Raw genomic sequence first — 26,100 nt, 5'->3', positions numbered from 1 at the left:
TAACGTCCATGCATGTACCGACGGCTTCATTTCAGTCTCGATTGTGAAAGCAAATCAAGAATTTGACGCCGGCGATGATATGTATGCGGTGCTAATTCGTGTCGAGAATGAGCGATACGGACGGGGGAGCATGAGGTGCCGCCGGTGCGACGACGCGCATTGAGTTCAATAGCCGCGGTCTTAACCCTGGCGGCCAATATCACGATCCTGACACCGCTCCGCGCCGGCGCGGAGGTGGTCGCCGCGGTCGGCGCGACGGTATTGACACTTGACCCGGCATTTCGCTCTCTACCAGGCAACTGGCTGCGGGGTGAGTTGTTCGCGGCACCAAATGTCGTCGCTAAAGTGCCGTACAACAATTTTCCTGCCGCGCGCAACGTCCATCAGGGGGCGCTCAACCTCAACAACATGCTGCACGCCATCCCCGGGCCCAAGATCGTCCTCGGCCACAGCGAAGGCGCCCAAGTGGAAGACGATTGGCTGCGCACCTATGGTCCCAGCAGCGATATCGATCCGGCGTCTGTCACTTTCGTTCTCACCGGCGATCCGGAAGGGAAGTATGGCGGCTGCATGCGGGTCTCCAATAGCGGATGCACGGCCGCCTATGGCGGAACCGGTTTTCCCATCGATACGCGATACACCGTGAAGGTGGTTATCCGCCAATACGATTTCTGGGCAGATTGCCCGGCCAACTTGGCAAACTCCACTGCGCGGATGAACAGGTTCGCTTCGATGTTCGTCGCGGGCGCGGGTCAATACCGGCAGGTACACGGTGATTACAGCAATATCGGACTGAATGATCCAGCGAATACGACTTACGTGGAAGGAAATGCGACATACATCCTCGGAGCGCCCGCCACCTATTACCTGCCGATGGTCACGCTGCTGAAGATTCTGTCGCCGGAGGAACACAAGCGGAACGCCGACATCGAGCTACGCCCCAGTGTCGAAGCCGCATACAGCCGTCCGATGAGCGCACCGCCGCCGCCCGGGTGATCAAATCGGCCTCGGCACGCCACAGGTGAGTCCGCCGTCGATGACAAAATCGGCGCCGGTGGCGTACGACGATTCATCGCTGACCAGGAACACCACGAAATTGGATACCTCGGTCGGGGCGGCGCCTCGACGCATCGGAATGGGCTTCATGAACTGTTCGGTGACGCCCGCACTCAGCGGGGTGTGCACCAGGCCAGGGTGGATCGAATTGACCCAGACGTTGTGCGCCGACCCGCGCACCCTCTGGCACCAGCAACTCGGCGTGCGCGGCGCCCATGCCCTGCGCGCCGCCGCTGATCAGCACGACTTTGCCGTCGACCCGCCCCATCTAACCCCGATCCTGTCCGCTGGCGAGCTTGCGGATCAACTGCACTTCGCCGTCTTTGAAAGGTCGTCCATCCGGTTGCAGCAGGTCGGCGAACCAGACCTTGGGCGCAGCAGTGGCAGGGCGGTCCCACGAACTCCAGGGGAAGTAGGTCTGGGTTTTGCCGGCAACCAAACCCCAATTGAACGCACCTACGTTGTGCCGCCGGGCAATCGGCAGAATCCCCTCCACCGTGCTGCCCAGGGACCGCGCCAGGTACTCCGTGCAGATGATCGGCCTTCCCAGTGGCGTCAGTTCACCGATGCGTTCCTCGAATTCGCCTGGGGGAGCGTAACTGTGGAAGGTGATCACGTCGGCGTTGTCGAGTTGAATCCCCGCTATCGCGCTGCGGCTCCCGGGATCTCCCCAATTGCCCTGCCACACACCACTGGTCAATGGCTGAACGGGATCGACCGCCCGTGCCCACCGGAAGACCTCGGGGAGCAATCCGGCCACCCGGTCTACTTTGTCTTTGCGCTCCACCTTGCGGTACTCCCGCGCCGGGTTGTCGGGTTCATTCCACAAATCCCAGCCCAAAACCCTTTCGTCATTGCGGAATTGGGACAGCACACCGGTGACGTAGTCAGACAGGACAGCGGCGTAACGCCGGTCATCGAGGTGTTCGGCGCCGGGGCTCTGCACCCAGCCGGAGTTGTGCACTCCCGGACGGGGCGCGCGCTGACGTCCCAGTCTCGGGAACGGATCCCAACAGGAATCGAACAACACGAACAACGGCTTGATACCGTGCCGCGCCGCGATACCGACGAACTGTGCCAGGCGGGTCTGAAAGCCGACGCGGTCCTGAGCCCAGAGTTGATCGTGCAGAAAGACTCGCACGGTATTGAACCCGTGGAAACGTGCCACCGCCAGCTCGTTATCGATACGACGCGGGTCGTAGGTCCCGGCTTGGAACATCTCGAGCTGGTTAATGGCCGTCGAGGTGACGTAGTTGACACCGACCAGCCAACCCTGCGCTTGATACCAGTTGTGTGCGCGGTCAGCTGACCAGCGTCCTGCTTCGGCAGAGGCGCGAGGCGTCCGGGTCAAAGCCGTGCCGACTGCCAGCGCCAGGGGCAGCTTCAGAGCGGTTCGACGGTGCACCACGCGACGATAATTTTCTGAGGGCTCCACTCCGGTGCGGCTTACCGGTGCGCAACGCTTTGCGATTGGGAATTGTTATCCCGCCGTCACTCATCCACTCACAATCAGCGGAAGCGAGATCATGCCCGCCCCGCCGGTCACCATCAGAACCCAACGGCCGTCCACGGGCAGCGTTACCTCGATGGGGAATATCGCGAACCCGAGCTCGGCGGTAATGGCGGCCTCCGGCAACTCGAACTCGATGTTCAGCGGGTCGTCTTCGGTCGGCGGGCGGATCTCGACTCCGATGCGGCGCACCGGGCTGTCGGTCTCCGACTGCGTCAGCACCACAAGCAGAAACTGGGCTAAACGATTCGCATCGACTGCGAATCGGAGTAATACACCGCCCGAAACGTTCAGCTTGTTGTCCACTGCAGCCGCAGCTTCGGCCAGAAAGGCCCCGACTATCACCGGCTGAACCTACCGCCCCAACTGTTGCCCGGCTAGGGCTGGTGTTGCTATGCCCTGCGCGGCCGGCGATTTCCGAGGCGCCTTGCAATCCATCGCCTGACCACGGTTTGATCCCAGCACCGCACTGCAGGAACACATTTCGCCCGCACTCAATCCTGCGGCCGGCCACCTCGGCGGTAGTGACGACGAGCACGACACTGCCTTTCTGCCGATCGGAATCGGGCAGTTCGGGGTGCACGGTACCGCTGCGCTATGGTTCGACCAGGTCACGGCGACGACGCCCTGGGGAGGTAGTACGTGAATGCTGCGGACCCCCCCAACACCCTGGAAGACATCGACTTCGACGATCTGACATCGCCTCGGCTCACCGAAGTCCAGCGTCAGATCCTGACATTCACCGAAGCCAGGCGCGTCGAGTTCGATATCGACAGCATGATCGCCGAGGCGTGCGAACAGGCGGGCGTCGCTGATCTCGACGACACCGACGGATTCACCGAGCGCCTTAGCGCGCACGTAGCGGCGATCGAAGGCGACGACGGTCTGCGGCAGCTGACCCGGTCGACGCTGCGACAGCGCGTGGTACGGCTGCTACGCAACCGGCTGTCGCTGACCGAGCTCGTCAAACGCTTCCCCGAGATCGAGTCGATTTCGATCGAAAAGCCGTTCATTGTCGTCGGGATGCCCCGTTCGGGCACCACGCATCTGGTGAACCTGATCGCCGCCGATCCTCGTCGCCGCGCCCTTCCGTACTGGGAGAGTCAGGATCCCATCCCCGCTCCCGGCCAGGGGCCGGACACCAGCGGAGTGGATCCGCGCTACACGCGGAGCAAAAAGGAACACGAAGCGCTGATGGCCAGCGCCCCCGCTGTCGCCGCCATGCACGACCGGTACCCCGAAGCCATCGAGGAGGAAGTAGAAGTCCTCGACCTCGACCTGGCGTCCTACGTCTTAGAATGGCATGCGCGCGTGCCGGATTGGCGTGACTACTACTTGCGCCTCGATCAACACCGGCATTACGCGTATATGAAAAAGGTGTTGCAGGCGTTGACCTTCCTGCGTGGGCCGCGCACGTGGGTCCTCAAGAGTCCGCAGCACTGTGAGCAACTCGGTCCGCTGATGGCCACATTCCCGGACGCGACGGTGGTTTTCACGCACCGGGACCCGGTCGCGGTGATCCAGTCCGCGATCACCATGATGGCCTACTCCGACCGACTGCGCCGCCACACCATCGAGCCGGACTGGTTACTGAACTACTGGAGCGACCGCGTGCACCGGTTACTCGGCGCGGTCGTGCGCGACCGCGGTCTGGTGCCGGCCGAGCGCAGCATCGACATCAGCTTCCACCACCTCAACGGCAATGAAATGCCGCTGCTGGAAGACCTTTACCGGCGCGGTGGGGTGGACATGACCGCCTCGGCGCGCGACCGGTTCCAGCGCTATCTCGACGGCAATCCGCGCGGCAAGCATGGCCGGATCCACTACGACTTGCGCCGGCATTTCGGGATCTCACCCGACGAACTGCGCGGCCGGTTCGACTTCTATTACGACAGGTTCGACGTTCGCGCCGAATGAAGGGAACAACGATGTCCGAACCCGTCTACCGCAGCCGACCGGGCGCCGATGCTATGCGGCCTGCCGCGGCCGAGCGCGCCGAGCCCATCGCCCCCGGACTGTGGTGTTCACCCGGACTGTCGAACTCTTATCTGCTGACCACCGAAGACGGACGGGTGATCGTCAACACCGGCATGGGATTCGAAGGGCCGGTACACCGAGCCAACTTCGACGCCATCGACGACTCGCCGGTGCGTTACATCATCTTCACCCAGGGCCACGTCGACCACGTCGGTGGTCTGGACAGCGTGCGGGACTCGGATACAACGGTTGTCGCTCAGGCGAATTGGCGGCTCTGGCGAGACGACAACGAACGACTCATCCCGTATCGTGCCAGCCGCAGTGCCTTCGCGTTCAAGGAAACCCTGACCGCGGGAATTCAGGCGATCCAGCACCGTCTCGGCACCAAAAAGCTGGCACCGCAGAGCATCCCGGTCGTCGATCTCGACTTCGAGGACACCCTGACCTTGGACGTCGGCGGCCGCCGGCTGGAACTGATCTCGGTGCCGGGCGGGGAGACCAACGACTCGCTGGTGGTGTGGTTGCCCGAGGAGCGAGTGTGTCTGTGTGGGAACACTTTCGGGCCGCTGTTCGGGCACATCCCCAATCTCGTCACCATCCGTGGTGACCGTTACCGGGACGCCCTGACGGCCATCGCTTCAGTCGAGCGAGTGCGGCAACTGCAGCCAGAGTTGTTGGTGACGGGCCACTTCGATCCGATTACCGGCACCGACCGTATCGACAGCGAACTGACGCGATTGCGCGATGCCATCCAATACATCCACGATGAAACCGTCGCCGGGATGAACGCCGGCAAGGACGTTCAGACGTTGATGCGCGAAGTCGCATTACCCGCGGAACTCGAAGTGGGCGAAGGCTATGGAAAGGTGGCCTGGGACGTACGGGCGATCTGGGAGAACTACTCCGGGTGGTTCCACCACCGCTCGACCACCGAACTCTATCCCGTGGGTCTGGATGCCGTCGCTGCTGACCTGGTCGAACTGGCCGGCGCTGACGCCCTGGTGGATCGCGCGCGGGCGCACCTGAGCGCGGGCCGCCCGCTGCACGCCATTCACTTGGCCGAGTTGCTGCCGTCGGACCACCCCGACGTTCGCGAAGTGCTGAGAGTCGCTCACCAGGATCTGCTGGCCGACAGCACCAATTTTTGGGAAACCGCGTGGCTGAAGCAACAGATTGCGAGCAACTCATGACCGCTCCACTGGCACTGCAGGCCGAGGACCTCTACCACACCGGCGTCGTGGTGCCCGATCTCCAAGCGGCGATGACCCGACTCACCGCACTGGCCGGTTACCGCTGGATCAGTCCGATGAGTTACACGCTGCCCTTCCGGACGGCGGCCGGTACGCGTGAATTGACCTCGACGATCGTCTATTCCGTGCAAGCTCCGTATCTCGAACTGATACAGCAGGTTCCGGGCACTCCGTGGATGGCCGCCCCGGGCAACGCGGTGCACCACCTCGGCTACTTCACCGACGACCTCTCCGCGGCGGCTCGGTCACTGCAAGACCATGGCTTCGAATTCGAGATGACGGCTGAGGTGCCGGGTTCGGAACTGGGTTTGTTCGCTTACTATCTCGACGCGTCCGGAACGCGCATCGAGATCGTGGATCGCGCCCTGTTCCCTGACTTCCCCGCCTTCGTACAATCACAGGCCCGGTAGGCGAGATGCCGCTGACCGTGCTCCGCTTCAATTTCGGCTCCCCGCAGGGTGATCCGCGAAAGCAAGGGGAACTTATTCGTGCTGCATTGGAGCTGGCGCAATGGGGCGAGTCCCATGGCATCACGTCGGTGAGTGTCGACGAGCACCACGTCACCGGGCACGGCTGGAGCTGTAATCCGATCATGGCCGCGTCGATGTTCCTGGCCCGCACGTCGCGTCTGATCGCAAGCGTGGACTGTGCGCTCGGGCCGATGTGGAATCCTGTCCGGCTTGCCGAGGACATCGCACTGGTCGACAACATGAGTCAGGGCAGGTTGCACACGACGGTGGGCCTGGGTTATCGCGTTGTTGAATTCGACTCCCTGGGAGTCGATTTCAAACGGCGCGGCAAGCTGATGGACAACTTGATCGAGCGCATGCTGTCGATCTGGTCCGGCGGGGAGCCGGGTGTTTGCACCGGGACGTGGACCAGCCCCCATCCGCCGCTGTATATCGGCGGCGGATCACGTGCCACCGCGCGGCGTGCGGCGCGCTTCGGCTTGCCGCTGAGTCTGGCCGATTACCTGCCCGATGTCGCCGACCACTACCGCGAGCTGTGCGCCGACTCCGGCGTGGCACCGTTTGTGATCATGCCGGCGCCGATCAATCGGGGGATGATGTTTCTGCATGACGACCCGGACCGGGCGTGGGCCGAACTCGGTGACCACATCCGCTGGGAGGCGGTCACTTACGGCGCATGGTCGGCCGACGAGAGATCCCTCATGCACCTTCCCGGAGTTCAGACGCTAGATGAGGTCCGGGCGTCGGGTAGATATCGGTTTCTGACGCCAGAGCAGCTCGTCGCAGAAGTTCGTGGCGCCGAGAACTACGGTCCGATCGTGCTGCATCCACTGGTAGGCGGCATGCCGGTCGAGGAGGCCTGGAAATCGGTGCGGCTTCTCACCGATTCCGTACTGCCGGCGTTGGCTTAGAAACCCAGCGACGGATCCTGCGGCGCGAACTCCGTCACCAGCACGGGAATCGAGATCGCGCCGGTACCCCCGCTGACCACCAGGACCCACCGACCGTCGGAGGGCAACCGCAGCTGCAGTTCGAAGAAGGCGAAGCCGGGGAACTCGGCCACTGAGGCTTCCGGTACCTCGAACTCTAGGCGGATCGGGTCCTCGTCGGTCGGCGGTCGCATTTCGATCTTGAGCAGCCGGTCGGTGCTGCCGGGCTCGGCCTGAGTCAGGACCACCAACACGAACCGGGCCGACCGGTCGGGCCCGAGCGCGAATCGGGACAGCACCCCGCCGGACACATTGAGTTTGTTGTCGACCACAGCGGCCGCGTCGGCCAGGAAGGCGCCGGTAAGTATCACGCCGCTGAACCTACCACCTCCAAAAATTGTGCATATGACAACAATATGCCACTGCTACTATCTCCATTAGCTTTAGTTTGATATGTGGAGGGAGACTCCAATGCAGGTCCTGACTTTCGACTCGGCCGCCGCGGACATCGGTGCCCAGATATCGGACAACGCCTGGCGCGGTCTGCAGGCTGGGCGCACTGCGGCCAACGGGTTGTCCGCGCTGGCGCCGGCCGGAGCCGAGGAGGTTTCCGCGCAGGCGGTGATGGCGTTCACTTCCGATGCTGCGCAGATGATGGCCGTCAACCGGGCAGCCCAAGAGGAACTGATGCGAGCGGGGGACGCGATCATCGAAATCGCACGTATGTACTCGGCTGTCGATGCCGAGGCAGCCGCCAGCGTGATCGACGCCGGCATGCAGTGGGGCTCCAGGATGGCCATTTAGGGCGCGATAACCCCTCCGATAACGCCACTGAAAGCGCGATACTAGGCGCATGCCTGATCGCCTGCCTGATCGCAACGTGCTCGGTGGCCCGTTGGAACCGTGCGGCAACGAGCCAGTCACTGGCTTCTACCGGGACGGCTGCTGTTCCACCGGCGACCAGGATCGAGGGTTGCACACCATCTGTGCCGTCGTAACCGCGGAATTCCTCGAGCATCAGCGTTCGATCGGCAACGATCTGTCCACTCCGGTGCCCGAGTACCGCTTTCCCGGCCTGCTCCCCGGCGACCGTTGGTGCGTCACCGCCGTCAACTGGTTGCGCGCTCACCATGACGGGTGCGCGGCGCCGGTGGTCTTGGCGTCGACCCATGAGCGCACGCTGGACGTGGTGCCGCTCAATGTTCTGCAGGAGCACGCCGTGGATGTGCCAGACGACATCGCGAACCTGTAGTCAGGGGACCTCGGTCGCGTAGAGCCAGGCGTCCCATAACGGTCGCAGTGTCTCGTCGGAGTGTTTTGCCGCCAGATTGATGAAGTCGTCGGTGACGGCGTTCGAGTGCCGGTACCGGGTGGTCCAATCCTGCAGCAGCACAAAGAAATTCTGATCACCCAGCTGTCGGCGCAGGGCATGCAGGGTCAGTGCTCCCCGCTTGTACACCCGGTCGTCGAACATGAGGCGCGGCCCCGGATCGGTCAGCAGCAGGTCCTGGGGTTTCTGCGCCAGTTCCTTGTGGTGCAGTTGGGCCAATTCGTCGGCATCAGGACCTCCGCTACGTTCCGACCACAACCATTCCGCGTAGCAGGCGAATCCCTCGTGCAACCAGATGTCACGCCAGCTGCGCGCGGTCACCGAGTTGCCGAACCACTGATGCGCCAACTCGTGCGCGATGAGCTGTTCGCTGGCTCGAGTGCCGTCGCAGTGGTTGGCACCGAATATGGAAATTCCTTGCGCCTCAAGAGGAATATCCAACTCGTCATCAGTGACGACCACGGTGTAACCGGCTGCCAACGGATACGGGCCGAACAGTTCGGTGAACAACTCCACCATCTCGGGTTGCCGGGCGAAGTCGTGGTCGAATTCGCTCTTGAGCCGTTCCGGCAGCGCCGCCCGGATGGTGACCGGCGTCCGGGCCAACCGCTGGGACTCATAGACCCCGATCTGCAGCGTGATCAGATAGGTCGATGTCGGCTCAGGCTGTTCGAAGATCCAAACGGTCTGCGATGCCCGTGCCCGCCGGGATACCAGCTTCCCGTTCGCGATCACCCGATACGCACTCTCCGTGCTGATCTGAATCCGGAAGGCGGCTTTGATGCTCGGATGGTCGTTACAGGGGAACCAGGACGCCGCGCCGTTGGGCTGACCCGCGACCAGGGCACCGTCGGACAATTCTTCGAAACCCACGTCGCCCCAAAGTGTCCGGAGCGGTTTGGGGTTGCCGCCGTAGCGCACCACGACCGACATCGCGGCGCCGGCCGCCAGTTTCGTTGGCAGCGTGACGCGCAGCTTGCCGTCGCGGCAACTGAAACGGGCAGCGCGCTTGCCGTTGACCGATACCTTCGAGACCGACAGCGCACTGGATAGATCGAGGGTGAAGTCGGCTAGTTCGGTGAGCGTGACCGCGGTGATGGTCGCCGTCCCCGACAACCGGTTGATCGCGACCCGGTACTCCAGGTCCAGTTCGTAGCGCGACACCGTGTAGCCGACGTTGCCGTTGCGTGGTAGGTAGGGATCGACAACCCCGCTCGAAGGGGCTTTGTGGGCCGGGGATTTCACGCGGCCGTGCCTTCCGCGGTGTTTTTGCGGCCGGACTTCTTACGGCCCGCTTGCTTGGCTTGTTGTTTGCCTGGCTGCTTACCCAATTTCCAGGGCCGGACCGGATTGCCTTGCCAGCGAGTCGAACCGGGCACCTCGTCGCCACGCACCACCAGCGATGCCGGGCCGACGGATGCCCCGGCGCCAAGCCGGGCGGCGGGCAGCGCGACGCAGTGTGGGCCGAGGGTGGCGCCGGGTTCCAACACCACGCTGTCCATCCGCATGATCCGATCGTGGAACAGGTGCGTTTGCACCACGCAGCCGCGGTTGACGGTGCTGCCTGTCCCGAGGGCGACCAGATCGGCCTCTGGCAGCCAATAGGTCTCGCACCACGCGCCGCGCCCGATCGCAGCCCCCAGCCCGCGCAGCCACAGGTTCAGCAGCGGTGTGCCGGTGGCGGCCCGCGCAAACCACGGCGCGGCGACGGTTTCGACGAACGTATCGGCAAGCTCGTTGCGCCACACGAACGACGACCACAACGGATGTTCACCCGCCTTGATCCGGCCGACCAGCAACCACTTCGCGGCGACGGTCACCACCGCGGCGATCGCGCCGGCCGACAGCAGCACCAGCCCACCGCCGAGCGCGGCCGACCAGATCCCGAATCTGGTTACCAGCGCCTGCAGCACCCCGAGCACCGCCATCCCGACCGCGACCGTCACTGTCACCGGCAACAGCCGGCAGACCTCCACGGCAGCCCGCAGCACCTTCAACCGCGTGGGTGGCTGGTAGGTGGTCTCTTCGTCGGCCTCGGCGGGGCGCCGGCGCAACCGCATCGGCGGACTGCCCAGCCACGACGAGCCCCGTTTGGCTTTCGGCGGTGTAGCCGACAACACCGCAACAAGCCCGTCGTCAGGCACCCGACGACCGGGCTGGGTGATGCCGGAGTTGCCCAGGAATGCGCGCCTGCCCACCGTGCTCTCGGCCGCGTAGATCCAGCCGCCACCGAGTTCGTAGGAGGCGATCATGGTGTCGTCGGCCAGGAACGCACCGTCCTCGATCACAGCGAACCGGGGCGTGAGCAGGACCGTCGAGATCTCGGTGCCGCGGCCGACCCGGGCGCCGAGCATTCGTAACCAGGCCGGGGTGAAAACACTGGCGTAAATCGGGAAGAGGTAGTTGCGAGCGGCGTCCATCAGGCGTTCGGTGGTCCACAACTGCCATCCGGCGCGGCTGCGCACCGGGTGGTAGCCCTCGCGCATCCCGACGGACAGCGTCCGCACCGCGATCACCGTAATCAGGGCGTATGCGGTGAGCCCGACCAGCGCCGCGGCAGGTATCCACAGCAACGCCGGCAGCACGGCTTGCGAGAGGCTTCGGGTATGGCGCACCGCCAGCCCGATGACGACGAGTCCGCTTGCCACCGCGAGCAGCGGCAGCGCTGCCAGCAGCAATGAGGTCACTGCGTATACCGCCACCCACTGCGGTTTGGGTGCTGGTCGTTCGTCAGGCCACGGGTGCTTGACCCGCCCGGATTTGGTCGCGGGCGAACCCTTCCAGTACTGGCCGTTCTTGATCTTGTCGACGACTCCCGATCCGGGCGCCACGTCGGCGTTCTTGCCGACTACCGCACCGGGCAGCAGCGTGGTGCGTGCACCGATCGTTGCGTCGTTTCCGATTGTGATCGTGCCGAGGTGAAACAGGTCGCCGTCGACCCAATGCCCGCACAGGTCCACTTCCGGTTCGATCGCGCTGCGGTGGCCGACCGTCAACAGACCGGTGACCGGTGGCACCGAATGGAGGTCGACGCCCTTGCCGATCTCGGCGCCGAGAGCTCGTGCGTAGTAGACGAGCCACGGTGCGCCGGCGAGGTTTTCGGCGCCGCTGGCCGCGGCGAGCCGCTCGGCGAACCACACCCGCAGGTGCACCGATCCGCCTCGGGGATAGGTGCCGGGCCGCACGTTCCACAGCAGGATGCGCGCGCAAAGGACCGCGATGCCCATCCGGCCCATCGGCGTGACGAACAGGACGAGCGCCGCCGCGACGATCCACCAGTTCACCGCGACAGCCCACGGCACGAGATGCAGGGCACGGGCAACGTTGTTCCCCAAAGCCAGCCAGGTAACCCACTGCAGTGCGGACAACGTGGCCAGCGGCAGCATCAGCAGGGTTTGCGTCGCCTGCGTGCGAAGAGGCGTCGGCCGCACAACACGCTCAGACACCTGCGGCGGCGGTTCGAGTTCGTCGAGGAACGCAGCGAGCGAACCCAGCCGCGGGTGGTCGTACAGGTCGGCGACGGTGAGCTGGGGGTATTGCTGCCGCAAGGTCACCACCAATTGCGCCGCTGTCAGCGAGCCACCGCCCAGGGTGAAGAAGTCGGCTTCCAAGACTGCTCTGGTGCCGGTGGTCGTGTCGCCGAGCAGATCCCGCCACAATCCGGCCAGCCGAGCGGCAGTGCCGGCCAGTTCCGTGGTGTCCTCCTCGTCGGTACTGCCGGGCGGCGGCCACGGCAGCGCATCCCGATCGATCTTGCCGGAGGTGCGCGTCGGCAATTCTTCGACACGTACCAGCCGGGGCACCATCGCCGCGGGCAGCCGCTCGGCAAGTTCGTTGCGCGCGTTGGTGATATCGAATGACGGGTCCGCACTGAACACATATCCGACGAGGATCGGCGTCCCGGTAGTGGTTTGCCGGACCGCGGCCGCACCGCCGGCGACACCGTTGAGGTTCACCAGCGCTGCGTCCACCTCGCCGAGTTCGATGCGGCGACCGCCAACCTTGACCTGGTCGTCGGCGCGACCACAGAAGTACAGCCCGTCACGCTCGAGTCGCACGAGATCGCCGCTGCGATACGCCCGCGTCCAGCCGAGTGTCGGCATGGGGCCGTACTTTTCGGCGTCCTTGTCGGTATCCAGGTAGCGGGCCAGTCCTACGCCGCCGATCACCAGTTCGCCGGTTGCGCCGATGCTCACCGGTTCACCGTGGTCGTCGACGACGGCCAGATCCCAGCCAGCCAACGGCAGTCCGATACTGACGGCCCCCGAGCCGTCGAGCCGCGCGGCGCAGGCCACGACGGTGGCCTCGGTGGGGCCGTAGGTGTTCCAAACTTCGCGACCGCCCTCCACTCCCACGGCGAGCCGCTCGGCCAGGTCGGGCGGGCACGCCTCCCCGCCGAAGATCAACAGCCGCACCGCTTCTAACGCCTCGGCGGGCCACAACGCGGCCAGTGACGGCACCGTCGACACCACGGTGACGTCGCGGGTCACCAACCACGGTCCCAGGTCCATGCCGCTGCGCACCAGCGAACGGGGGGCGGGGACCAGGCAGGCGCCGTGCCGCCAGGCCAACCACATCTCCTCACACGAGGCGTCGAACGCCACCGACAATCCGGCCAGTACCCGGTCACCCGGGCCAATCGGATTGTCTTGCAGGAATATTCGCGCCTCGGCATCGACGAATGCCGCGGCGCTGCGGTGGGTGACCGCGACACCCTTGGGGGTGCCGGTGGATCCGGAAGTGAAGATTATCCAGGCGTCGTCGCGCGCCAGCGGCGCCCCGGCCCGCCACCCGCGCGACGCTCCCTGGGTGCGTTCGATGCCTTTGGCGCTGATGACGGCGACCACGCCGGCTTCGCCGAAGACCAAGTCGGCGCGCTCGTCGGGATCGTCTGCATCGACGGGCACATAGGCGGCGCCGGCGGCAAGGACAGCCAGGATCGCCACATACAGCGAGTAGCTGCCCGAGGGCATCCTGATGCCGATCCGGTCACCGCGGCCGATGCCGCGGGCCGCCAGCCAGGCGACGCTGTCGTTCATGTCCTCGAGCAGCTCGCTGTAGGTGATCTGGACGTCGCCGTCGTCAATCGCCACGGCATCCGGGTACTGCGCCGCGGTGTCGTTGAAGATGTCGATCAGCGTGCGCGGGCTCGGTGCGTCAGTTGACAGCAGGTACTGCGCAGGGATCGCGGGCACCTTTGGAACCCTAGTGGTCGCGCCGTTCCAACCAGTCGACCAGCGAGCGCCCGGCGTCCAGAACGTGGCGCTCGGCAATGGTTCGGGCACGCTCGGCGTCCTTGACCGCGAGCGCGTCGAGCAATTCCCGATGCTCGTCCAGTGAATGCTTCTCGTGGTCGGGGAACAGGGTGAGGAAATTGGTGGGCACCACCCGTGCGGCCTGCTTGATCTGCGTCATCAGCCGCTGGGAGTGGGCGGCACGGTGAATCCTCTGGTGGAAAAGCCAATTCGCCTCGCCGATGCTGTCGTCGCCGGATCGTGCCGCGACATCGGCTGCGAGTTCACGCAACGCCGCCAGTTCGTCAGGTTTCACTCGTTCGGCCGCCCAGGCGGCGGCCTGGCCGGTCAGCACACCCAGGATGGTGAAGCTGTCCAGCACATCGCCGGAGCTGATGCCGATCACGGTGACCCCGCTGCGGGGTGCGACACGCACCAGACCCTCGAAAGACAGCTCCAGCAGTGCCTCGCGGACCGGGGTGCGGCTGGTGGCGAATTCTTCGGTGATGGCGTCGAGGTCCAGGCGCGAGCCGGCCGGGAGGGTGCCGGTGAGGATGCGGTCGCGCAGTTCCCGGGCAGCGCGCTCGCGGACGGTGCCCGAGATGTCGATTCCCGAGTCTGACGGCACGGGTGCGAGCATAACAGGCGCCTAATTTAATATTTGAAATCTGAAATATCAGGTGTTAGATTCACAACTGTGCGAAGCGACAAGATGACCCTGGTGGCGTTCATGCAGGCCGGCAGCACATCGGTGTATGCGGGCTCGTGGCGGCACCCCGCGACCGAGCACCGCTACCTCGATGCGTCCTACTACGCGAAGATCGGCCGGCAGTTGGAAGAGGGCTGCTTCGACCTGATGTTCTTCGACGACCGACTGGCGATGCCAGGGGTCTATGGCGGATCCGTAGCCGAAGCGGTGTCCTTCGGTGCGCGTCCGGTCAAGCTGGACCTCGGTGTGGTGCTCGGGGTACTGGCGGAGGCCACTTCGCGCATCGGGCTCGGCGCCACCTACTCGACCACGTATTACGCGCCGTTTCATGTGGCGCGCACCTTCGCCTCGTTGGATCACCTCTCCGGAGGCCGCGCCGCGTGGAATGTCGTCACCTCCGTCAACGACAGCGAGGCGCAGAATTTCGGCATCGGCGCACACCTCGGCCACGACGAACGCTACGACCGCGCCGAGGAGTTCCTGGACGTGGTCACCGGGCTGTGGGACACCTGGGAGGACGACGCGGTACTGCACGACCGCGCGTCTGGCCACTATGCGGATCCGGCGAAGGTGCACGAACTTGGCCACGTGGGTCAGTACTTCTCCGCGCGCGGCCCGCTGACCGTACCCCGGACCCCGCAGGGCCGCCCGGTCATCATCCAGGCCGGGTCTTCGGGGCGTGGGCGCGAATTCGCTTCGCGCTGGGCCGAATTGATCTTCACCGGGGATCCCGGCATAGAGGTTGCCCGGAGCCATTACGCGGACCAGAAGCAACGGATCGAGGCGGCCGGGCGGGATCCGGGATCGGTACGCATCTGCCCGATGGCTTACGCCGTAGTGGGAGAGTCGGAGGCGCACGCCAAGGATCGCGAGGCGATGTTCCTCAACGACCTGGTGCATCCGATGGCATCGCTCACGCTGCTGTCCGAGCTGATGAATTATGACTTCGCACAACATGATTTGGACGATCTGGTCACAGATGAGCTCATCGCTGCGGTGTCCGGTATCCGCGGACTGGTGCAGAATCTGCGCGAACATCTCAGTGGCCCGGTGACCGTCGGCGATCTGGCCGGTCACCGTGCCACGCTGTTGCAGGGCCCGCGGTTCGTCGGTACCGGCGAGCAGGTAGCCGATCAGATGGCGGACTGGTTCGAAGGAGGGGCCTGCGACGGATTCGTCCTGGCGGCGACGCATCTGCCGGGGGCCTTCGAAGACGTGGTGCGCATGGTGGTTCCGCAACTGCAACGACGCGGACTGTTCCGCACCGCCTACGAATCGGCCACACTGCGGGGTCACCTCGGATTACAGCGACCCGCACGGGTCGGCGCCAATGCTTGACGGTGTGCGGGTGCTCGACCTGGCCACTCTGGCCGCAGCGCCGTTGGTGGCAACCTATCTGGGGGAATTCGGCGCCGATGTCATCAAGGTCGAGCAACCCGGTACGGGTGATCCCATTCGGGGATGGGGAAACCAACGCGACGGTGTCGGCCTGATGTGGAAGTCGATATCCCGTAACAAGCGCTGTGTGACACTGGATATGCGCTGCGCTGAGGGGCAGGACCTGGTGCGTCGGCTAGTGGCCATGGCCGACGTAGCGATTCTGAACACGCGACCGCAGACCCTGCGCAAATGGGGGTTGGACTACGAGAGCCTGCGCGCGGTCAACGAGCGAATTGTCGTGTTGCACATCACCGGCTACGGATTGACCGGCCCGAAAAGTGAACGGCCAGGTTTCGGCACGCTCGGGGAGGCGATGAGCGGCTTTGCCCACATCACCGGTCAGGCCGGGGGACCACCGACCCTGCCGCCGTTCATGCTGGCCGACGGTGTGGCGTCGCTGAACGCGGCCTATGCGGTGATGATGGCGCTCTACCACCGCGACGTACATGGCGGACCGGGTCAACTGATCGACGTCAACCTCATCGACCCGCTCACCCGGTTGCTGGAACAGACATTGCTGGCTTACGACCAGCTGGGGCTGGTGCCGGAAAGGTCCGGCAACCGGTGGGATATCTCGGCCCCACGCAACACCTACCGCACCGCCGATGGGCGGTGGTTGGCGATGTCGGGCAGTTCACCGGCCTTGGCATTGCGGGTTTTTCACGCCATCGGGCGGGACGATTTCGTGCATCATGCCGACTTCTCCGATCCGCAACGGCGGCTCGCCCGAGCGGGCGAGGTGGACACCGCGGTGGCGGATTGGGTTGCGAAGCGGACTCTTTCGGAAGCGATGGCAACCTTCGAAGCGCATGACGTCGCCGCGGCACCCGTGTACGACGTCACCGACCTGCTCGGCGACGTTCAACTCGGGCATCGCGAGGTGTTTGTCTCCGTGCCGGACGACCAACTCGGACCGATGACGGTACAGGCGCCGGTGCCGCGGTTCTCCGCTGTGGCCGGCACGGTCGACCACCTGGGACCCACACTCGGGCAGCACAATGCCGAGATCTATGGCGAACTACTCGGTCTGAGCCCCGACGACATCGACGACCTGCACACCCGCAGCGTGATATGAGGAGACGACGGAAATGACTCAACTGCTGCGCCGCTCCGAACTCGCCGTACCCGCGAGCAACGACGGCATGTTCGACAAGGCTGCCGGGTGCGGCGCCGACTTGGTCTTCCTCGATCTCGAAGATGCGGTGCCTGCGGCGTACAAGGAAACCGCGCGCGCCAAAGCGATCGCCGCGCTCAACGACATCGACTGGGGCCGCACCGTTCGTGCCGTCCGGATCAACGGTTTGGACACCCGCTGGTGCCACGACGACCTCATCGACGTCGTCACCGCGGCGGGACCCAATCTCGACACCGTCATCATTCCGAAGGCGCGCACCGCGCGTGACGTCTGGTGGGTGGACGTGCTGCTCACCCAGCTCGAGGCAAAGCTTGCGCTGGACAAGCAGATCCGTTTGGAAGTGCTCATCGAGGAGGTGGAAGGGCTGGCCAACGCCGAAGCGATCGCGGTGGCCAGTCCGCGGCTGGATGCCCTCATCTTCGGCGTGGGTGACTTCGCACTGTCACAAGGCGCACGGGTCGACACCAATTTCGTCCCGCTCGGCGAATACCCCGGTGATTTCTGGTATTACGCGCGCAGCAAGGTGATCGTCGCGGCGCGCATCGCGGGCATCGACGCCATCGATGCGCCCTATCCCGACTACCGGGATCTCACCGGCTACGAACGCGATGCCCGCCGCGCGTCTCTGTTGGGCTACCGCGGCAAGTGGGCGATCCATCCCAGCCAGGTGCCCGTCGCGAACGAGGTTTACGCGCCGACGGTCGACGAGATCGCGCTCGCGCAACGCAATCTCGCGGCCTACCGGGAAGCCGAAGCCAATGGCCGCGGAGCCGTCGGGGTCGGCGGTGTCCTCGTCGATGCCGCCCATGTGAAGATGGCGCAGGAAACGCTGGCTCGTGCCGCTTTGCTGGAAGCGGCTGAGGGCGAGGGCTAAAAGTGCGGTAAGCGCTGAACTGACGCGGCGCTGCGCACCGAGCCTGCGCCGACGGCATCGAAGCTGAGCTCAGATCGCGCAGAGTCGCTACAGGTAACCCTGGACACAGGGTCGGCGCGGCACACGCAGTCTCGATACTCACCAGCCCAACCTGGCCGACCGGGTAGATTGCGGCGATGGAACCAGCTGTACCCCGGGTGGCGATACTCGACGACTACGCCGGCGTAGCCCTCCGGTATGCCGACTGGTATTCCGTCCAAAAGCGCGCCGGGATAACCGTTTTCGGTCGGCATCTTGCCGAAGCGGAGGCGGCTGAGGTGCTGCAGCCGTTCGATGTGATTTGCACGCTGCGGGAGCGTATGGCGCTGCCGCGCACGCTGATCGAGCGACTGCCCAACCTCAAACTGATCACCATCGTCGGCCGGAGCCTGCCCAATCTCGATATGGCTGCAGCAACCGAGCGTGGCGTCCTGGTCGCCCACTCGGATTTCGCCCATCCCCGCTTCCGGGCCGTACGTGACGCGACCCCGGAACTGGCGTGGGGACTGCTGATCGCGACCGTGCGCAACCTGGCCGAGGAACATCGAAGCATGCGTGCCGGCGGGTGGCAGTCCACGACCGGCATCACCCTGTCCGGAAAGACGCTCGGACTTCTTGGCCTAGGCCGAGTCGGCAAACGGATGGCAGAGTACGCCAACGTGTTCGGCATGCGAGTCATCGCGTGGAGCCAGCACCTCACCGACGAGACGGCGCAGCAGGTGGGTGCCAGCCGGGTGGAGAAGGCGGCGCTGTTCGAGGAATCCGACATCGTCGCTATCCATCTCGTGCTGTCCGAACGAACCCGACGCCTGGTCGGCGAGGCTGAGCTGGCTGCGATGAAGCCGACCGCGTACCTGATCAACACGTCTCGCGGACCGATCGTCGACGAGGCCGCACTGATCGATGCACTGACCAGTAAACGAATCGCCGGCGCAGGGCTCGATGTCTTTGACACCGAACCGCTTCCGGCCGAGCACCCACTGCGGCGGCTGCCCAACGTAACCCTGTCGCCGCATCTTGGCTATGTCACCCGCGAGATGCTCAGCGCCTTCTACGCGGACACCGCCGAATCCGTAGCCGCATGGCTGGATGGGTCACCCATCCGGATCGCTAATCCGGAAGCACTTCGCGGTTAGCTCCAGTAGGGGCTCTGCACCGCCTGCAGAGCCTGCGTGACGTAGAAGTCCAGCGGGTGGTGGGCGCCGGTTCCGCGTACCCAATGCTGAAACGCGAAATCCCCCGCTGCAAAACCGATCTGGACCAAAAGTCCGGGTCGGATGTCTCCGTCGGGGTGCACGCTCATTCGCTCGGCGATCAACTTCGTCGCTCGTTCCCGGTCGGCTGGGGCGTACATCGTGACCTTGCCCAGCAGGTCGGGGGCCACCAGCAGTGCTGCCCGCCATTCTTCGCAATCGGTCGGGTCGAAAGACCGTGTCCGGCTGATGATGGCGTTGACCAGCGCGACATCGGCCGATTCGGTGGCGGGCCGTTGTTCGAGCATGCTGACGATCGCGGCACCGCCGTGGCGTACGGGTCCCAGCAGCAAGTCCTCCTTCACCGGCACATGCCGAAAGAACGTGCGCGGCGAAACACCTGCTGCCGCTGCGATTTCCTCGGTGGTCACGGCGTCGTAGCCGCGTTCGATGAAGAGCCGGAAGGCCGCACGCCGGATGTCGGCGCGGACCTGGTCGCGCTGACGGTCTCGCAAGGACGTTGTCACCGGAAGCTACCGATGCCGCCGTCGACGTGAATGGTTTGTCCGGTGATGAAGGTGGCGTCGCCCCCGAGCAGGAACGCAACGAGCGCGCCGACGTCGGTGCGGACGTCGCCGATTCTCTTCATCGGGACGCGTCCGACCGCCTTCGCGTAATCAGTGGGAGCAAACTGTTTCCAGAACTTGACGCCGTCGGATTCGGCGAATGGGCAGATAACGTTGACGCGAATGTTGTCACGGCCCCATTCCAGGGCGGCGACCTTCGACAAGCCCCGGATGCCTTCCTTGGCGGCGGCGTAACCGCCCCACTTCGGTTCACCACCGGTGCCCGTTCCCGAGCCCAGGTTCACAATCGATCCGCTGCCCGCCTCGGCCATGAGCGGGTACACGGCCTGCATCAGCAGGAAAGTGGCGCGCGGACCGACCTCGTAACCGAGCGCCAGGTCGTCGGTGGTGATGTCCACGAACGCTTTTGGCTCATTGGTCGCGATGGCGTTGTTGACCAGGCCGTGCACCGTGCCGAACGAGTCGACCGCGCGCGCCACGATGCGTTGTGCGCTGTCGGGCTCGCGAAGGTCAGCCTGGATCATCGCGACCCGCCCGGCCGCACCGAGTTCGGTAGTGGTGGCGTCGAGCTTGTCGCCCTGGGTGTCGACCAGCAGCACCGCGGCGCCGCGCTCCAAGAGTGCGGCGGCCACCCCTTTGCCGACGCCCTGTGCCGCGCCGGTGACGATCGCAACCTGCCCGCTCAATGATTGGGGATGGGAGTAGCTCATCCCCTGAGGACAATGCTCATGCGCGGCCGGCGATCAGGGGCAGGTCCAGGTAGGTTTTGATGCCGGGTTCGGCGGGGCAGACGTAGGGAATGGCGTTGACACAATGGTTGGCGGTGGCGACGACACCGGGATTACGTTGCAGCCCTTCAGCGATCGACTGCGGCTGCAACCCCTTGAAGGTGATGCTGACGTCCGGGTCGCCGGTGATCTCGACTTCGAAGCGCTCACCCTGCTCGCCGAAGTTCCAGGCCGGTTCCAAATTCTCCCCGCCCATCAACCAATTCACCGCTGCGGTGATCACCGGTTCACCGTCGACGATGGCCTGCCAGCGGAACCGGCGGGCCGCCACCGTTCCCTTGGTGATCGGCACGGGTTCGTAGTCGATATCACCGGTCGCGACAGCGATCTCCTGGAGTGTCCTGATGTTGGGATCAATGCGGAATCCCATGACATCGGCGATCATTCGCACCGATTGTTTGAAGCCGGCTTCGAGCAGGCTGGCCATCGGTCCTTGCATCGCCTCTTCGGGGGTGCCGCCGAATCCCATGATGTGGCGCACCACGTCGGGTGCGTTGTAGGTGCGGATGTCGGAGAACTCTTCGGCACGGACATGGGTTACCGCCGAGGACAAGGACGACAACATCAGCGGGAACCGCTCGGTGATGCCGCCCGGGTGGATACCCGACCCGTGCAGCGTCACCCCGGCGTCGACGGCGGCGTCGGCGATCGCCTGCACGCGTGGGTTGCTCAGGTCGGGATACACCCAACCGACGGGGGTGACCACGTTCTTGCCCGAGCGCAGGATCGCGATGACCTCGTCGTCGTTGGGGATGAGCGGGCTGTACATGACGCAGTCGGCCTCGGTGGCCAGTAGCTGATCGGCGTCGATGGTGGCGGTGACACCCAACTCAGCGGTGCCGACGATCTGCCCGACGTCGACACCGTCCTTTTCCGCACTGTGCACCCAGCATCCGACCAACTCCAGGTCCGGATGGTTCTGCACGCATTCAATGGCGGCTTTACCGACACCCCCGGTCGCCCACTGGATCACGCGGAACTTGGACGAGCTATGCACGGCGACCTCCCGATGGACGGTGACCTGCGGCACGCTATGCCGTATTGGCAGTCACTGTCAATATCGGCTTTAGGCCGCAGGCAGGCTGTCCCGTTCTGCGGCGGCCTGGTCGGTGTCGCGGACGAACTTGCGAAACAGGGTGGTCGCGGTCGCTATACACACCACGAGCAGGGTCGGGCCGACCGAAACAATCAAGATCTGGGATACGTCCACCGGCAACGTGAAGATGCAGGCGACCGCGGCGAAAGGAAACAGGCCACAGATCAGCCCGAGCCGCACGCACAGACGTGTGTGCAGATGGTGCCAGTCCTGAATTTCGCGCTGCGTCCAGCCGCGCTGCACCAACGCCGATTCGGCGAGGCCGGGCGCGATCACCCCGGCGATCAATTTCGAGGTGGGTTTACCCATCAGGCCGCTCACCACGACGGAATAGACCAGAAACGTAGCGGGGATGAGTTCGGTGACCTGGACGATACGAGGGTTCTTGGTGGTGAACGCGACGGTCAGCGATGCCGCGGCGCACACCAGCACGGCGACGTTGACGGGTTCGAGCTTGCGTTTGCGGACGACGGTGTACAGACCCTGCAGCGTCGCAACGACGATCGCGCCGACCAGCGCCAGGTAGGGAGTCACGCCGAACAGCCGCAGTCCGTAGTAGGCAAGCACCGGCGGCACCGTGTTGATCACGGTTGTCTTCGCGTATTCGCGCAGGCTCTTCGGGGCGTCGATGCCGACGCTCGGGGCATCGGTTGTCAAAGGATCGGTTGGTTGAGACACCGCTCGAGGGTATCTGATCGTTAGGTTGACCTAACTAGCCGCAAGCCACCACTGGCGCGTCCCGATCGCGGCGGGGTGCAGTCACGCTCGTGAAAAAGGGACACCAGGCGAAATCGGCGGGTCCCGTCTAGAACTCAACAGAGTCCCAAGAGAGTCTCAGGAGAGTCTGAACAGACGTGTTAGACACGCTTTAATGAGTGCATGGAATTGATGATGCCCACCGATTCGATGTTTCTCTTCACCGAATCGCGCGAGCATCCCATGCACGTGGGCGGCCTGTCGTTGTTCAAGCCACCGGCGGGTGCCGGCCCGGACTTTGTTCGGGAGTTCTACGACCGCCTGGTTGCCAACGACGAATTTCAGCCGACCTTCCGCAAACACCCGGCGACAATTGGCGGCGGAATCTCGCAACTGGCGTGGACTTTCGACGACGAAGTCGACATGGACTATCACGTCCGACGTTCGGCGTTGCCGACCCCAGGCCGGGTGCGCGACCTGCTGGAGCTCACCTCGCGGTTGCACACCAGCCTGCTGGACCGCCACCGCCCCCTTTGGGAACTGCACGTCGTCGAGGGCCTCAAGGACGGCCGCTTCGCGCTGTACACCAAAATGCATCACGCGTTGATCGACGGTGTGTCCGCCGTCAAGCTCATGCAACGCACCATGTCCACCGACCCGGACGACACCCAGGTGAAAGCGATGTGGAACCTGCCGCGACCACCCGGGCCGCCGTCGAGCAAACCCGCCCGAAACCCGCTGACCTCTTTGGTGAAAGCAGCCGGATCCGTTGTGGGAGTTGCCCCTTCGGCGCTGAAGCTGGCCCGAGCCGCGTTGCTGGAGCAGCAGTTGACGCTACCGTTCGCAGCGCCGCACACCATGCTGAATGTGAAGGTCGGTGGGGCACGTCGGTGCGCGGCCCAATCCTGGTCATTGGACCGCATCAGGAGCGTCAAGCAGGCCGCCGGTGTCACGGTGAACGACACCGTGCTGGCGATGTGCGCCGGCGCGCTGCGCTACTACCTGCTCGAGCAGGACTCGTTGCCGGACACACCACTGGTCGCGATGGTCCCGGTGAGCCTGCGGTCGGAGGCGGACGCCGACAGCGGGGGCAATAAGGTGGGCAGCATTCTGTGCAACCTGGCCACCGACGTCGAGGATCCGGCAAAGCGGATCGAGATCGTGGCCGAGTCCATGCGCCAAAACAAAAAGGTGCTGGCGGAGCTGCCGTCGTACCAAGTGCTGGCGTTGTCGGCACTGAACATGGCGCCACTGACCCTGGCCGGGGTGCCGGGATTTCTTTCGGCGGTGCCGCCGCCGTTCAACATCGTTATCTCCAACGTGCCAGGGGTGGGAGAGTCGCTGTATTACGGCGGCGCCCAGCTCGACGGCAGTTATCCGTTGTCGAACATCCCCGAGGGCCAGGCGCTGAACATCACGTTGGTGAACAATGCCGGCAACCTCGATTTCGGTTTGGTCGGATGCCGTCGCAGCGTGCCGCACCTGCAACGGTTACTCGCTCATCTCGAGACGTCGCTGAAAGATCTGGAGCAGGCCGTCGGGGTCTGAATCATGCCCAAGCTCAGTGCGGGTCTGCTGCTGTACCGGGTCGGCGCCGGTGCCGTCGACGTGCTCATCGCGCATCCGGGCGGACCGTTCTGGGCTCGCAAGGACGACGGTGCCTGGTCGATCCCGAAAGGTGAGTACGACGACGGAGACGACCCGTGGGAGGCCGCTCAGCGCGAGTTCGCCGAAGAACTGGGGTTGGCAGTGCCGGACGGCCCGCGAATCGACCTGGGCACGGTGAAGCAACCCAGCGGCAAGGTGGTCACCGTCTTTGCCGTCGGCAGCGATCTCGACATCACCGACGCGCACAGCAACACCTTCGAAATGGAATGGCCGCGCGGTTCGGGGAAGCTGCGGCAGTTCCCCGAAATCGATCGCGTCGACTGGTTTCCGGTGACGCTGGCACGCACCAAACTACTCAAGGGGCAGCACGTGTTTCTCGACCGACTGATGGCGTACCCGGACGTCGGTGGGCACGTCGCCGAAGGTGAAATCCGAAGTGATTCCTGATGTTCGGGAAATGCCCATGCGTGTCGTGGTCTTCGTGGTCAGACCCGCCTTGATCGGGTCCAGGCACAATGGTCACCATGACCACGGTTCCCACCGAACAGGCTGATCCGCAGACGTTGCTGTTGCAACTGCTGGACCCGGTAAGCCGTGCGGACCCCTATCCGGTGTGTGCCGAGTTGCGCGCCGGCGGACCGCTGGCACTGCCGGGCAGCGGTTTTGTCCTTTTCTCGTCGTACCGCGATTGCGACGAGGTGCTGCGGCATCCGTCGTCGAGCAGCAACCACCTCAACTCGACGGCGGCGCAGCAAATGATCGAGGCGGATCCGTCGGTGCGGAGCGAAACGCCACCGAGTTTCCTGTTTCTCGACCCGCCCGATCACACCCGGCTGCGCAAGCTGGTCAGTAAGGCATTCGCCCCTAAAGTGGTCAATGCACTGGAGCCAGAGATCAGCGCATTGGTCGACGGTCTGCTGGACCGCATCGCCGAAAAGGGCAGTTTCGACGTGGTTGCCGACTTCGCCTACCCGCTGCCGGTCGCGGTCATCTGCCGCTTGCTCGGCGTGCCGATCGAAGACGAGCCACAGTTCAGTCGCGCGTCTGCGGTGTTGGCCAAGGCGCTGGACCCGTTCTTCACCGACGACAGGTCCGACGAACTGGACGAATCGTTAAGTGCCGGTGCCGGACTGCGTGATTACCTGCACGGCCTGATCGCGCGGCGCCGGTCGTGCCCGGGTGACGATCTGTTGTCGGCGTTGGTCGCCGTCAACGAATCCGGTGATCAGCTGACTGAGGAGGAGATCGTCTCGACGTGCGTGCTGCTCCTGGTGGCCGGTCACGAGACCACGGTGAATTTGATCGGCAACGCCGTCCTGGCGATGCTGCGAGACGGCCGGCAGTGGACGGCGTTGGCGGGGGATCCTGCCCGCGCGGCGGCGGTGGTCGAAGAAACCCTGCGATACGACCCGCCGGTGCAGCAGCTCAGCCGAATTGCCCTCGACCCCATGACAATTGGCGGCACCGATGTGGCCGCGGGGGATGTGTTGATGCTGCTGCTGGCTGCAGCGCACCGTGATCCCGCCGAATTCGACCGGCCCGACGTCTTCGATCCGGATCGAACGGCGTTGCGCCATCTAGGGTTTGGCCGGGGCGCGCACTACTGCTTGGGTGCCCCGTTGGCCCGGTTGGAGGCCAGCGTGGCGTTGTCCGCAGTGACGGCACGATTTCCGGATGCCCGGTTGGCCGGTGAACCGGTGTACAAATCGAACGTCACGTTGCGAGGGTTGTCGGCGCTGGCCGTTTCCGTCTAGTTGCCGCCGGAGCGTCGCTGACGTCCCCCGGCCAGCCCGATGAAAAGCGGTGTGGGGGTGCCTATCGAATTCGTGGCCTCCGGATCGCGGTAGACCCCGATTGCGTACTCTCCCGTGGTCTCGATCGCGAACGAGAGTTGCGGGGTGAAGCAACGGTATTTGGACGGCCTGCCGTCCTCGTCCGGCCATTGCCAGGCGAAGCGCACTGTTCCGCGAATCGTGCCACCGGGATCTTTGCAGACGACGAACAACTCGGGATCGTATTCCCCGCCGGCCGGCGCGTGCACCACCAGAACGAGGGGAATGGTCAGCCACACCGGGGTCTGGTTGACCTCGTAGCTGGTGATGGGCAAGCGGGTGGCGTCGATCGCGGAATCGTCGATGTTGGCGGCTCCCGCCACCAGAAGACCGGCTACATGCATCGG

At 64.6% G+C, this 26,100-nt stretch carries 25 protein-coding genes and 1 pseudogene; 14 read left to right on the top strand and 12 right to left on the bottom strand.

Features of this window, described 5'->3' with window-relative positions; translation table 11 throughout:
* The first annotated feature begins 144 nt into the window (after positions 1-144).
* A complete protein-coding gene (locus A5636_RS08205; protein WP_081287676.1) occupies positions 145-996 on the top strand; it encodes a PE-PPE domain-containing protein in 852 nt (283 codons plus the stop codon).
* On the opposite strand, the pseudogene A5636_RS08200 reads toward A5636_RS08205, so the two are convergent.
* From A5636_RS08200 to A5636_RS08190, 3 genes and pseudogenes are all read right to left on the bottom strand, one after another.
* Positions 997-1,221 (bottom strand): annotated as a pseudogene (locus tag A5636_RS08200) (SDR family oxidoreductase); the annotation flags it as partial. It abuts the gene before it with no gap.
* A 103-nt stretch (positions 1,222-1,324) separates the two neighbouring features.
* The gene (locus A5636_RS08195; RefSeq protein WP_065158228.1) at positions 1,325-2,461 is read right to left on the bottom strand and encodes a cellulase family glycosylhydrolase; all 1,137 of its coding nucleotides are present in this window, start codon (positions 2,459-2,461) and stop codon (positions 1,325-1,327) included.
* Between the two features lie 90 nt (positions 2,462-2,551).
* On the bottom strand, positions 2,552-2,911 hold the full coding sequence (locus A5636_RS08190) for a hypothetical protein (RefSeq protein WP_065158182.1): 360 nt from the start codon (positions 2,909-2,911) through the stop codon (positions 2,552-2,554).
* Between the two features lie 297 nt (positions 2,912-3,208).
* Between A5636_RS08190 and A5636_RS08185 the strand changes: the two genes are divergently transcribed.
* From A5636_RS08185 to A5636_RS08170, 4 genes are read left to right on the top strand one after another with little or no spacing between them, the layout of a single operon-like run.
* Complete coding sequence (locus A5636_RS08185; RefSeq protein ID WP_065158181.1) at positions 3,209-4,483, top strand: sulfotransferase family protein; 1,275 nt, start codon at positions 3,209-3,211, stop codon at positions 4,481-4,483.
* Between the two features lie 11 nt (positions 4,484-4,494).
* Positions 4,495-5,733, top strand: a complete 1,239-nt coding sequence (locus tag A5636_RS08180) for an MBL fold metallo-hydrolase (RefSeq protein ID WP_065158180.1) — start codon at positions 4,495-4,497, stop codon at positions 5,731-5,733.
* A complete protein-coding gene (locus tag A5636_RS08175; RefSeq protein ID WP_065158179.1) occupies positions 5,730-6,203 on the top strand; it encodes a VOC family protein in 474 nt (157 codons plus the stop codon). Before A5636_RS08180 ends, A5636_RS08175 begins: the two co-directional genes overlap by 4 nt.
* A gap of 5 nt (positions 6,204-6,208) precedes the next feature.
* Entirely contained in the window at positions 6,209-7,174 is a 966-nt protein-coding gene (locus A5636_RS08170) for an LLM class flavin-dependent oxidoreductase (RefSeq protein WP_065158178.1), read from the top strand.
* Here A5636_RS08170 and A5636_RS08165 read toward each other — a convergent pair.
* Positions 7,171-7,563, bottom strand: coding sequence for a hypothetical protein (locus A5636_RS08165; RefSeq protein ID WP_065158177.1), 393 nt, complete (start codon positions 7,561-7,563; stop codon positions 7,171-7,173). The two genes, A5636_RS08170 and A5636_RS08165, sit on opposite strands and share 4 nt — an antisense overlap.
* Before the next feature lie 100 nt (positions 7,564-7,663).
* On the opposite strand from A5636_RS08165, the gene A5636_RS08160 reads away from it, so the two are divergent.
* Both A5636_RS08160 and A5636_RS08155 read left to right on the top strand, forming a co-directional pair.
* Complete coding sequence (locus A5636_RS08160) at positions 7,664-7,996, top strand: PE domain-containing protein (RefSeq protein ID WP_065158176.1); 333 nt, start codon at positions 7,664-7,666, stop codon at positions 7,994-7,996.
* A 61-nt stretch (positions 7,997-8,057) separates the two neighbouring features.
* Positions 8,058-8,444, top strand: a complete 387-nt coding sequence (locus A5636_RS08155; protein ID WP_065158227.1) for a DUF2237 family protein — start codon at positions 8,058-8,060, stop codon at positions 8,442-8,444.
* Here A5636_RS08155 and A5636_RS08150 read toward each other — a convergent pair whose 3' ends face one another.
* The 3 genes from A5636_RS08150 to A5636_RS08140 are packed head-to-tail and all read right to left on the bottom strand — an operon-like array spanning position 8,445 to position 14,384.
* Entirely contained in the window at positions 8,445-9,767 is a 1,323-nt protein-coding gene (locus tag A5636_RS08150) for a M1 family metallopeptidase (protein ID WP_065158175.1), read from the bottom strand.
* Positions 9,764-13,717, bottom strand: coding sequence for a Pls/PosA family non-ribosomal peptide synthetase (locus A5636_RS08145; RefSeq protein WP_065158174.1), 3,954 nt, complete (start codon positions 13,715-13,717; stop codon positions 9,764-9,766). The genes A5636_RS08150 and A5636_RS08145 overlap by 4 nt, the downstream gene beginning before the upstream one ends.
* A 10-nt stretch (positions 13,718-13,727) precedes the next feature.
* Entirely contained in the window at positions 13,728-14,384 is a 657-nt protein-coding gene (locus tag A5636_RS08140) for a GntR family transcriptional regulator (protein ID WP_081287675.1), read from the bottom strand.
* A gap of 69 nt (positions 14,385-14,453) precedes the next feature.
* On the opposite strand from A5636_RS08140, the gene A5636_RS08135 reads away from it, so the two are divergent.
* The 4 genes from A5636_RS08135 (at position 14,454) to A5636_RS08120 (ending at position 19,089) form a co-directional block, all read left to right on the top strand.
* Positions 14,454-15,803, top strand: coding sequence for an LLM class flavin-dependent oxidoreductase (locus A5636_RS08135; RefSeq protein WP_065158172.1), 1,350 nt, complete (start codon positions 14,454-14,456; stop codon positions 15,801-15,803).
* Positions 15,796-16,980: a CaiB/BaiF CoA transferase family protein gene (locus A5636_RS08130; RefSeq protein ID WP_065158171.1), complete on the top strand. Its 1,185-nt coding sequence runs from the start codon at positions 15,796-15,798 to the stop codon at positions 16,978-16,980. Before A5636_RS08135 ends, A5636_RS08130 begins: the two co-directional genes overlap by 8 nt.
* A 13-nt stretch (positions 16,981-16,993) precedes the next feature.
* Positions 16,994-17,914 carry an HpcH/HpaI aldolase/citrate lyase family protein gene (locus A5636_RS08125; protein ID WP_065158170.1) on the top strand — a complete coding sequence of 307 codons (921 nt, stop codon included), beginning with the start codon at positions 16,994-16,996 and terminating at the stop codon, positions 17,912-17,914.
* A gap of 176 nt (positions 17,915-18,090) precedes the next feature.
* Positions 18,091-19,089: a D-2-hydroxyacid dehydrogenase family protein gene (locus A5636_RS08120; RefSeq protein WP_065158169.1), complete on the top strand. Its 999-nt coding sequence runs from the start codon at positions 18,091-18,093 to the stop codon at positions 19,087-19,089.
* Here A5636_RS08120 and A5636_RS08115 read toward each other — a convergent pair.
* From A5636_RS08115 to A5636_RS08100, 4 genes are all read right to left on the bottom strand, one after another.
* On the bottom strand, positions 19,086-19,673 hold the full coding sequence (locus A5636_RS08115; protein ID WP_065158168.1) for a TetR/AcrR family transcriptional regulator: 588 nt from the start codon (positions 19,671-19,673) through the stop codon (positions 19,086-19,088). The two genes, A5636_RS08120 and A5636_RS08115, sit on opposite strands and share 4 nt — an antisense overlap.
* Positions 19,670-20,443 carry an SDR family NAD(P)-dependent oxidoreductase gene (locus A5636_RS08110; RefSeq protein ID WP_065158167.1) on the bottom strand — a complete coding sequence of 258 codons (774 nt, stop codon included), beginning with the start codon at positions 20,441-20,443 and terminating at the stop codon, positions 19,670-19,672. The genes A5636_RS08115 and A5636_RS08110 overlap by 4 nt, the downstream gene beginning before the upstream one ends.
* A gap of 16 nt (positions 20,444-20,459) precedes the next feature.
* Entirely contained in the window at positions 20,460-21,518 is a 1,059-nt protein-coding gene (locus A5636_RS08105; protein ID WP_065158226.1) for an NAD(P)H-dependent amine dehydrogenase family protein, read from the bottom strand.
* A 69-nt stretch (positions 21,519-21,587) separates the two neighbouring features.
* Positions 21,588-22,247: a VC0807 family protein gene (locus A5636_RS08100; RefSeq protein WP_065158225.1), complete on the bottom strand. Its 660-nt coding sequence runs from the start codon at positions 22,245-22,247 to the stop codon at positions 21,588-21,590.
* A gap of 249 nt (positions 22,248-22,496) precedes the next feature.
* Here A5636_RS08100 and A5636_RS08095 point away from each other — a divergent pair, with 249 nt between their 5' ends.
* From A5636_RS08095 to A5636_RS08085, 3 genes are all read left to right on the top strand, one after another.
* Complete coding sequence (locus A5636_RS08095; RefSeq protein ID WP_065158166.1) at positions 22,497-23,861, top strand: WS/DGAT/MGAT family O-acyltransferase; 1,365 nt, start codon at positions 22,497-22,499, stop codon at positions 23,859-23,861.
* Between the two features lie 3 nt (positions 23,862-23,864).
* A complete protein-coding gene (locus tag A5636_RS08090) occupies positions 23,865-24,368 on the top strand; it encodes an NUDIX domain-containing protein (RefSeq protein WP_065158165.1) in 504 nt (167 codons plus the stop codon).
* A gap of 77 nt (positions 24,369-24,445) precedes the next feature.
* A complete protein-coding gene (locus A5636_RS08085; RefSeq protein WP_065158224.1) occupies positions 24,446-25,675 on the top strand; it encodes a cytochrome P450 in 1,230 nt (409 codons plus the stop codon).
* Here the strand turns inward: A5636_RS08085 and A5636_RS08080 are convergent.
* On the bottom strand, positions 25,672-26,097 hold the full coding sequence (locus A5636_RS08080; RefSeq protein WP_155763695.1) for a hypothetical protein: 426 nt from the start codon (positions 26,095-26,097) through the stop codon (positions 25,672-25,674). The genes A5636_RS08085 and A5636_RS08080 overlap by 4 nt on opposite strands.
* Positions 26,098-26,100 lie beyond the last annotated feature (3 nt).

Origin of the sequence: Mycobacterium asiaticum, assembly GCF_001673315.1 — a bacterium.
In the GTDB taxonomy this organism is placed as follows: Bacteria; Actinomycetota; Actinomycetes; order Mycobacteriales; family Mycobacteriaceae; genus Mycobacterium; species Mycobacterium asiaticum_B.
This window is presented reverse-complemented; position numbering and strand designations above follow the sequence as displayed.

Excerpts from the sequence above, each read along its gene's own strand:
- A5636_RS08180 (WP_065158180.1), top strand. The coding sequence starts at position 4,495 with ATGTCCGAACCCGTCTACCGCAGCCGACCGGGCGCCGATGCTATGCGG.
- A5636_RS08175 (WP_065158179.1), top strand. The coding sequence starts at position 5,730 with ATGACCGCTCCACTGGCACTGCAGGCCGAGGACCTCTACCACACCGGC.
- A5636_RS08170 (WP_065158178.1), top strand. The coding sequence starts at position 6,209 with ATGCCGCTGACCGTGCTCCGCTTCAATTTCGGCTCCCCGCAGGGTGAT.
- A5636_RS08160 (WP_065158176.1), top strand. The coding sequence starts at position 7,664 with ATGCAGGTCCTGACTTTCGACTCGGCCGCCGCGGACATCGGTGCCCAG.
- A5636_RS08130 (WP_065158171.1), top strand. The coding sequence starts at position 15,796 with ATGCTTGACGGTGTGCGGGTGCTCGACCTGGCCACTCTGGCCGCAGCG.
- A5636_RS08125 (WP_065158170.1), top strand. The coding sequence starts at position 16,994 with ATGACTCAACTGCTGCGCCGCTCCGAACTCGCCGTACCCGCGAGCAAC.
- A5636_RS08120 (WP_065158169.1), top strand. The coding sequence starts at position 18,091 with ATGGAACCAGCTGTACCCCGGGTGGCGATACTCGACGACTACGCCGGC.
- A5636_RS08110 (WP_065158167.1), bottom strand. The coding sequence starts at position 20,443 with ATGAGCTACTCCCATCCCCAATCATTGAGCGGGCAGGTTGCGATCGTC.
- A5636_RS08095 (WP_065158166.1), top strand. The coding sequence starts at position 22,497 with ATGGAATTGATGATGCCCACCGATTCGATGTTTCTCTTCACCGAATCG.
- A5636_RS08090 (WP_065158165.1), top strand. The coding sequence starts at position 23,865 with ATGCCCAAGCTCAGTGCGGGTCTGCTGCTGTACCGGGTCGGCGCCGGT.
- A5636_RS08085 (WP_065158224.1), top strand. The coding sequence starts at position 24,446 with ATGACCACGGTTCCCACCGAACAGGCTGATCCGCAGACGTTGCTGTTG.
- A5636_RS08080 (WP_155763695.1), bottom strand. The coding sequence starts at position 26,097 with ATGCATGTAGCCGGTCTTCTGGTGGCGGGAGCCGCCAACATCGACGAT.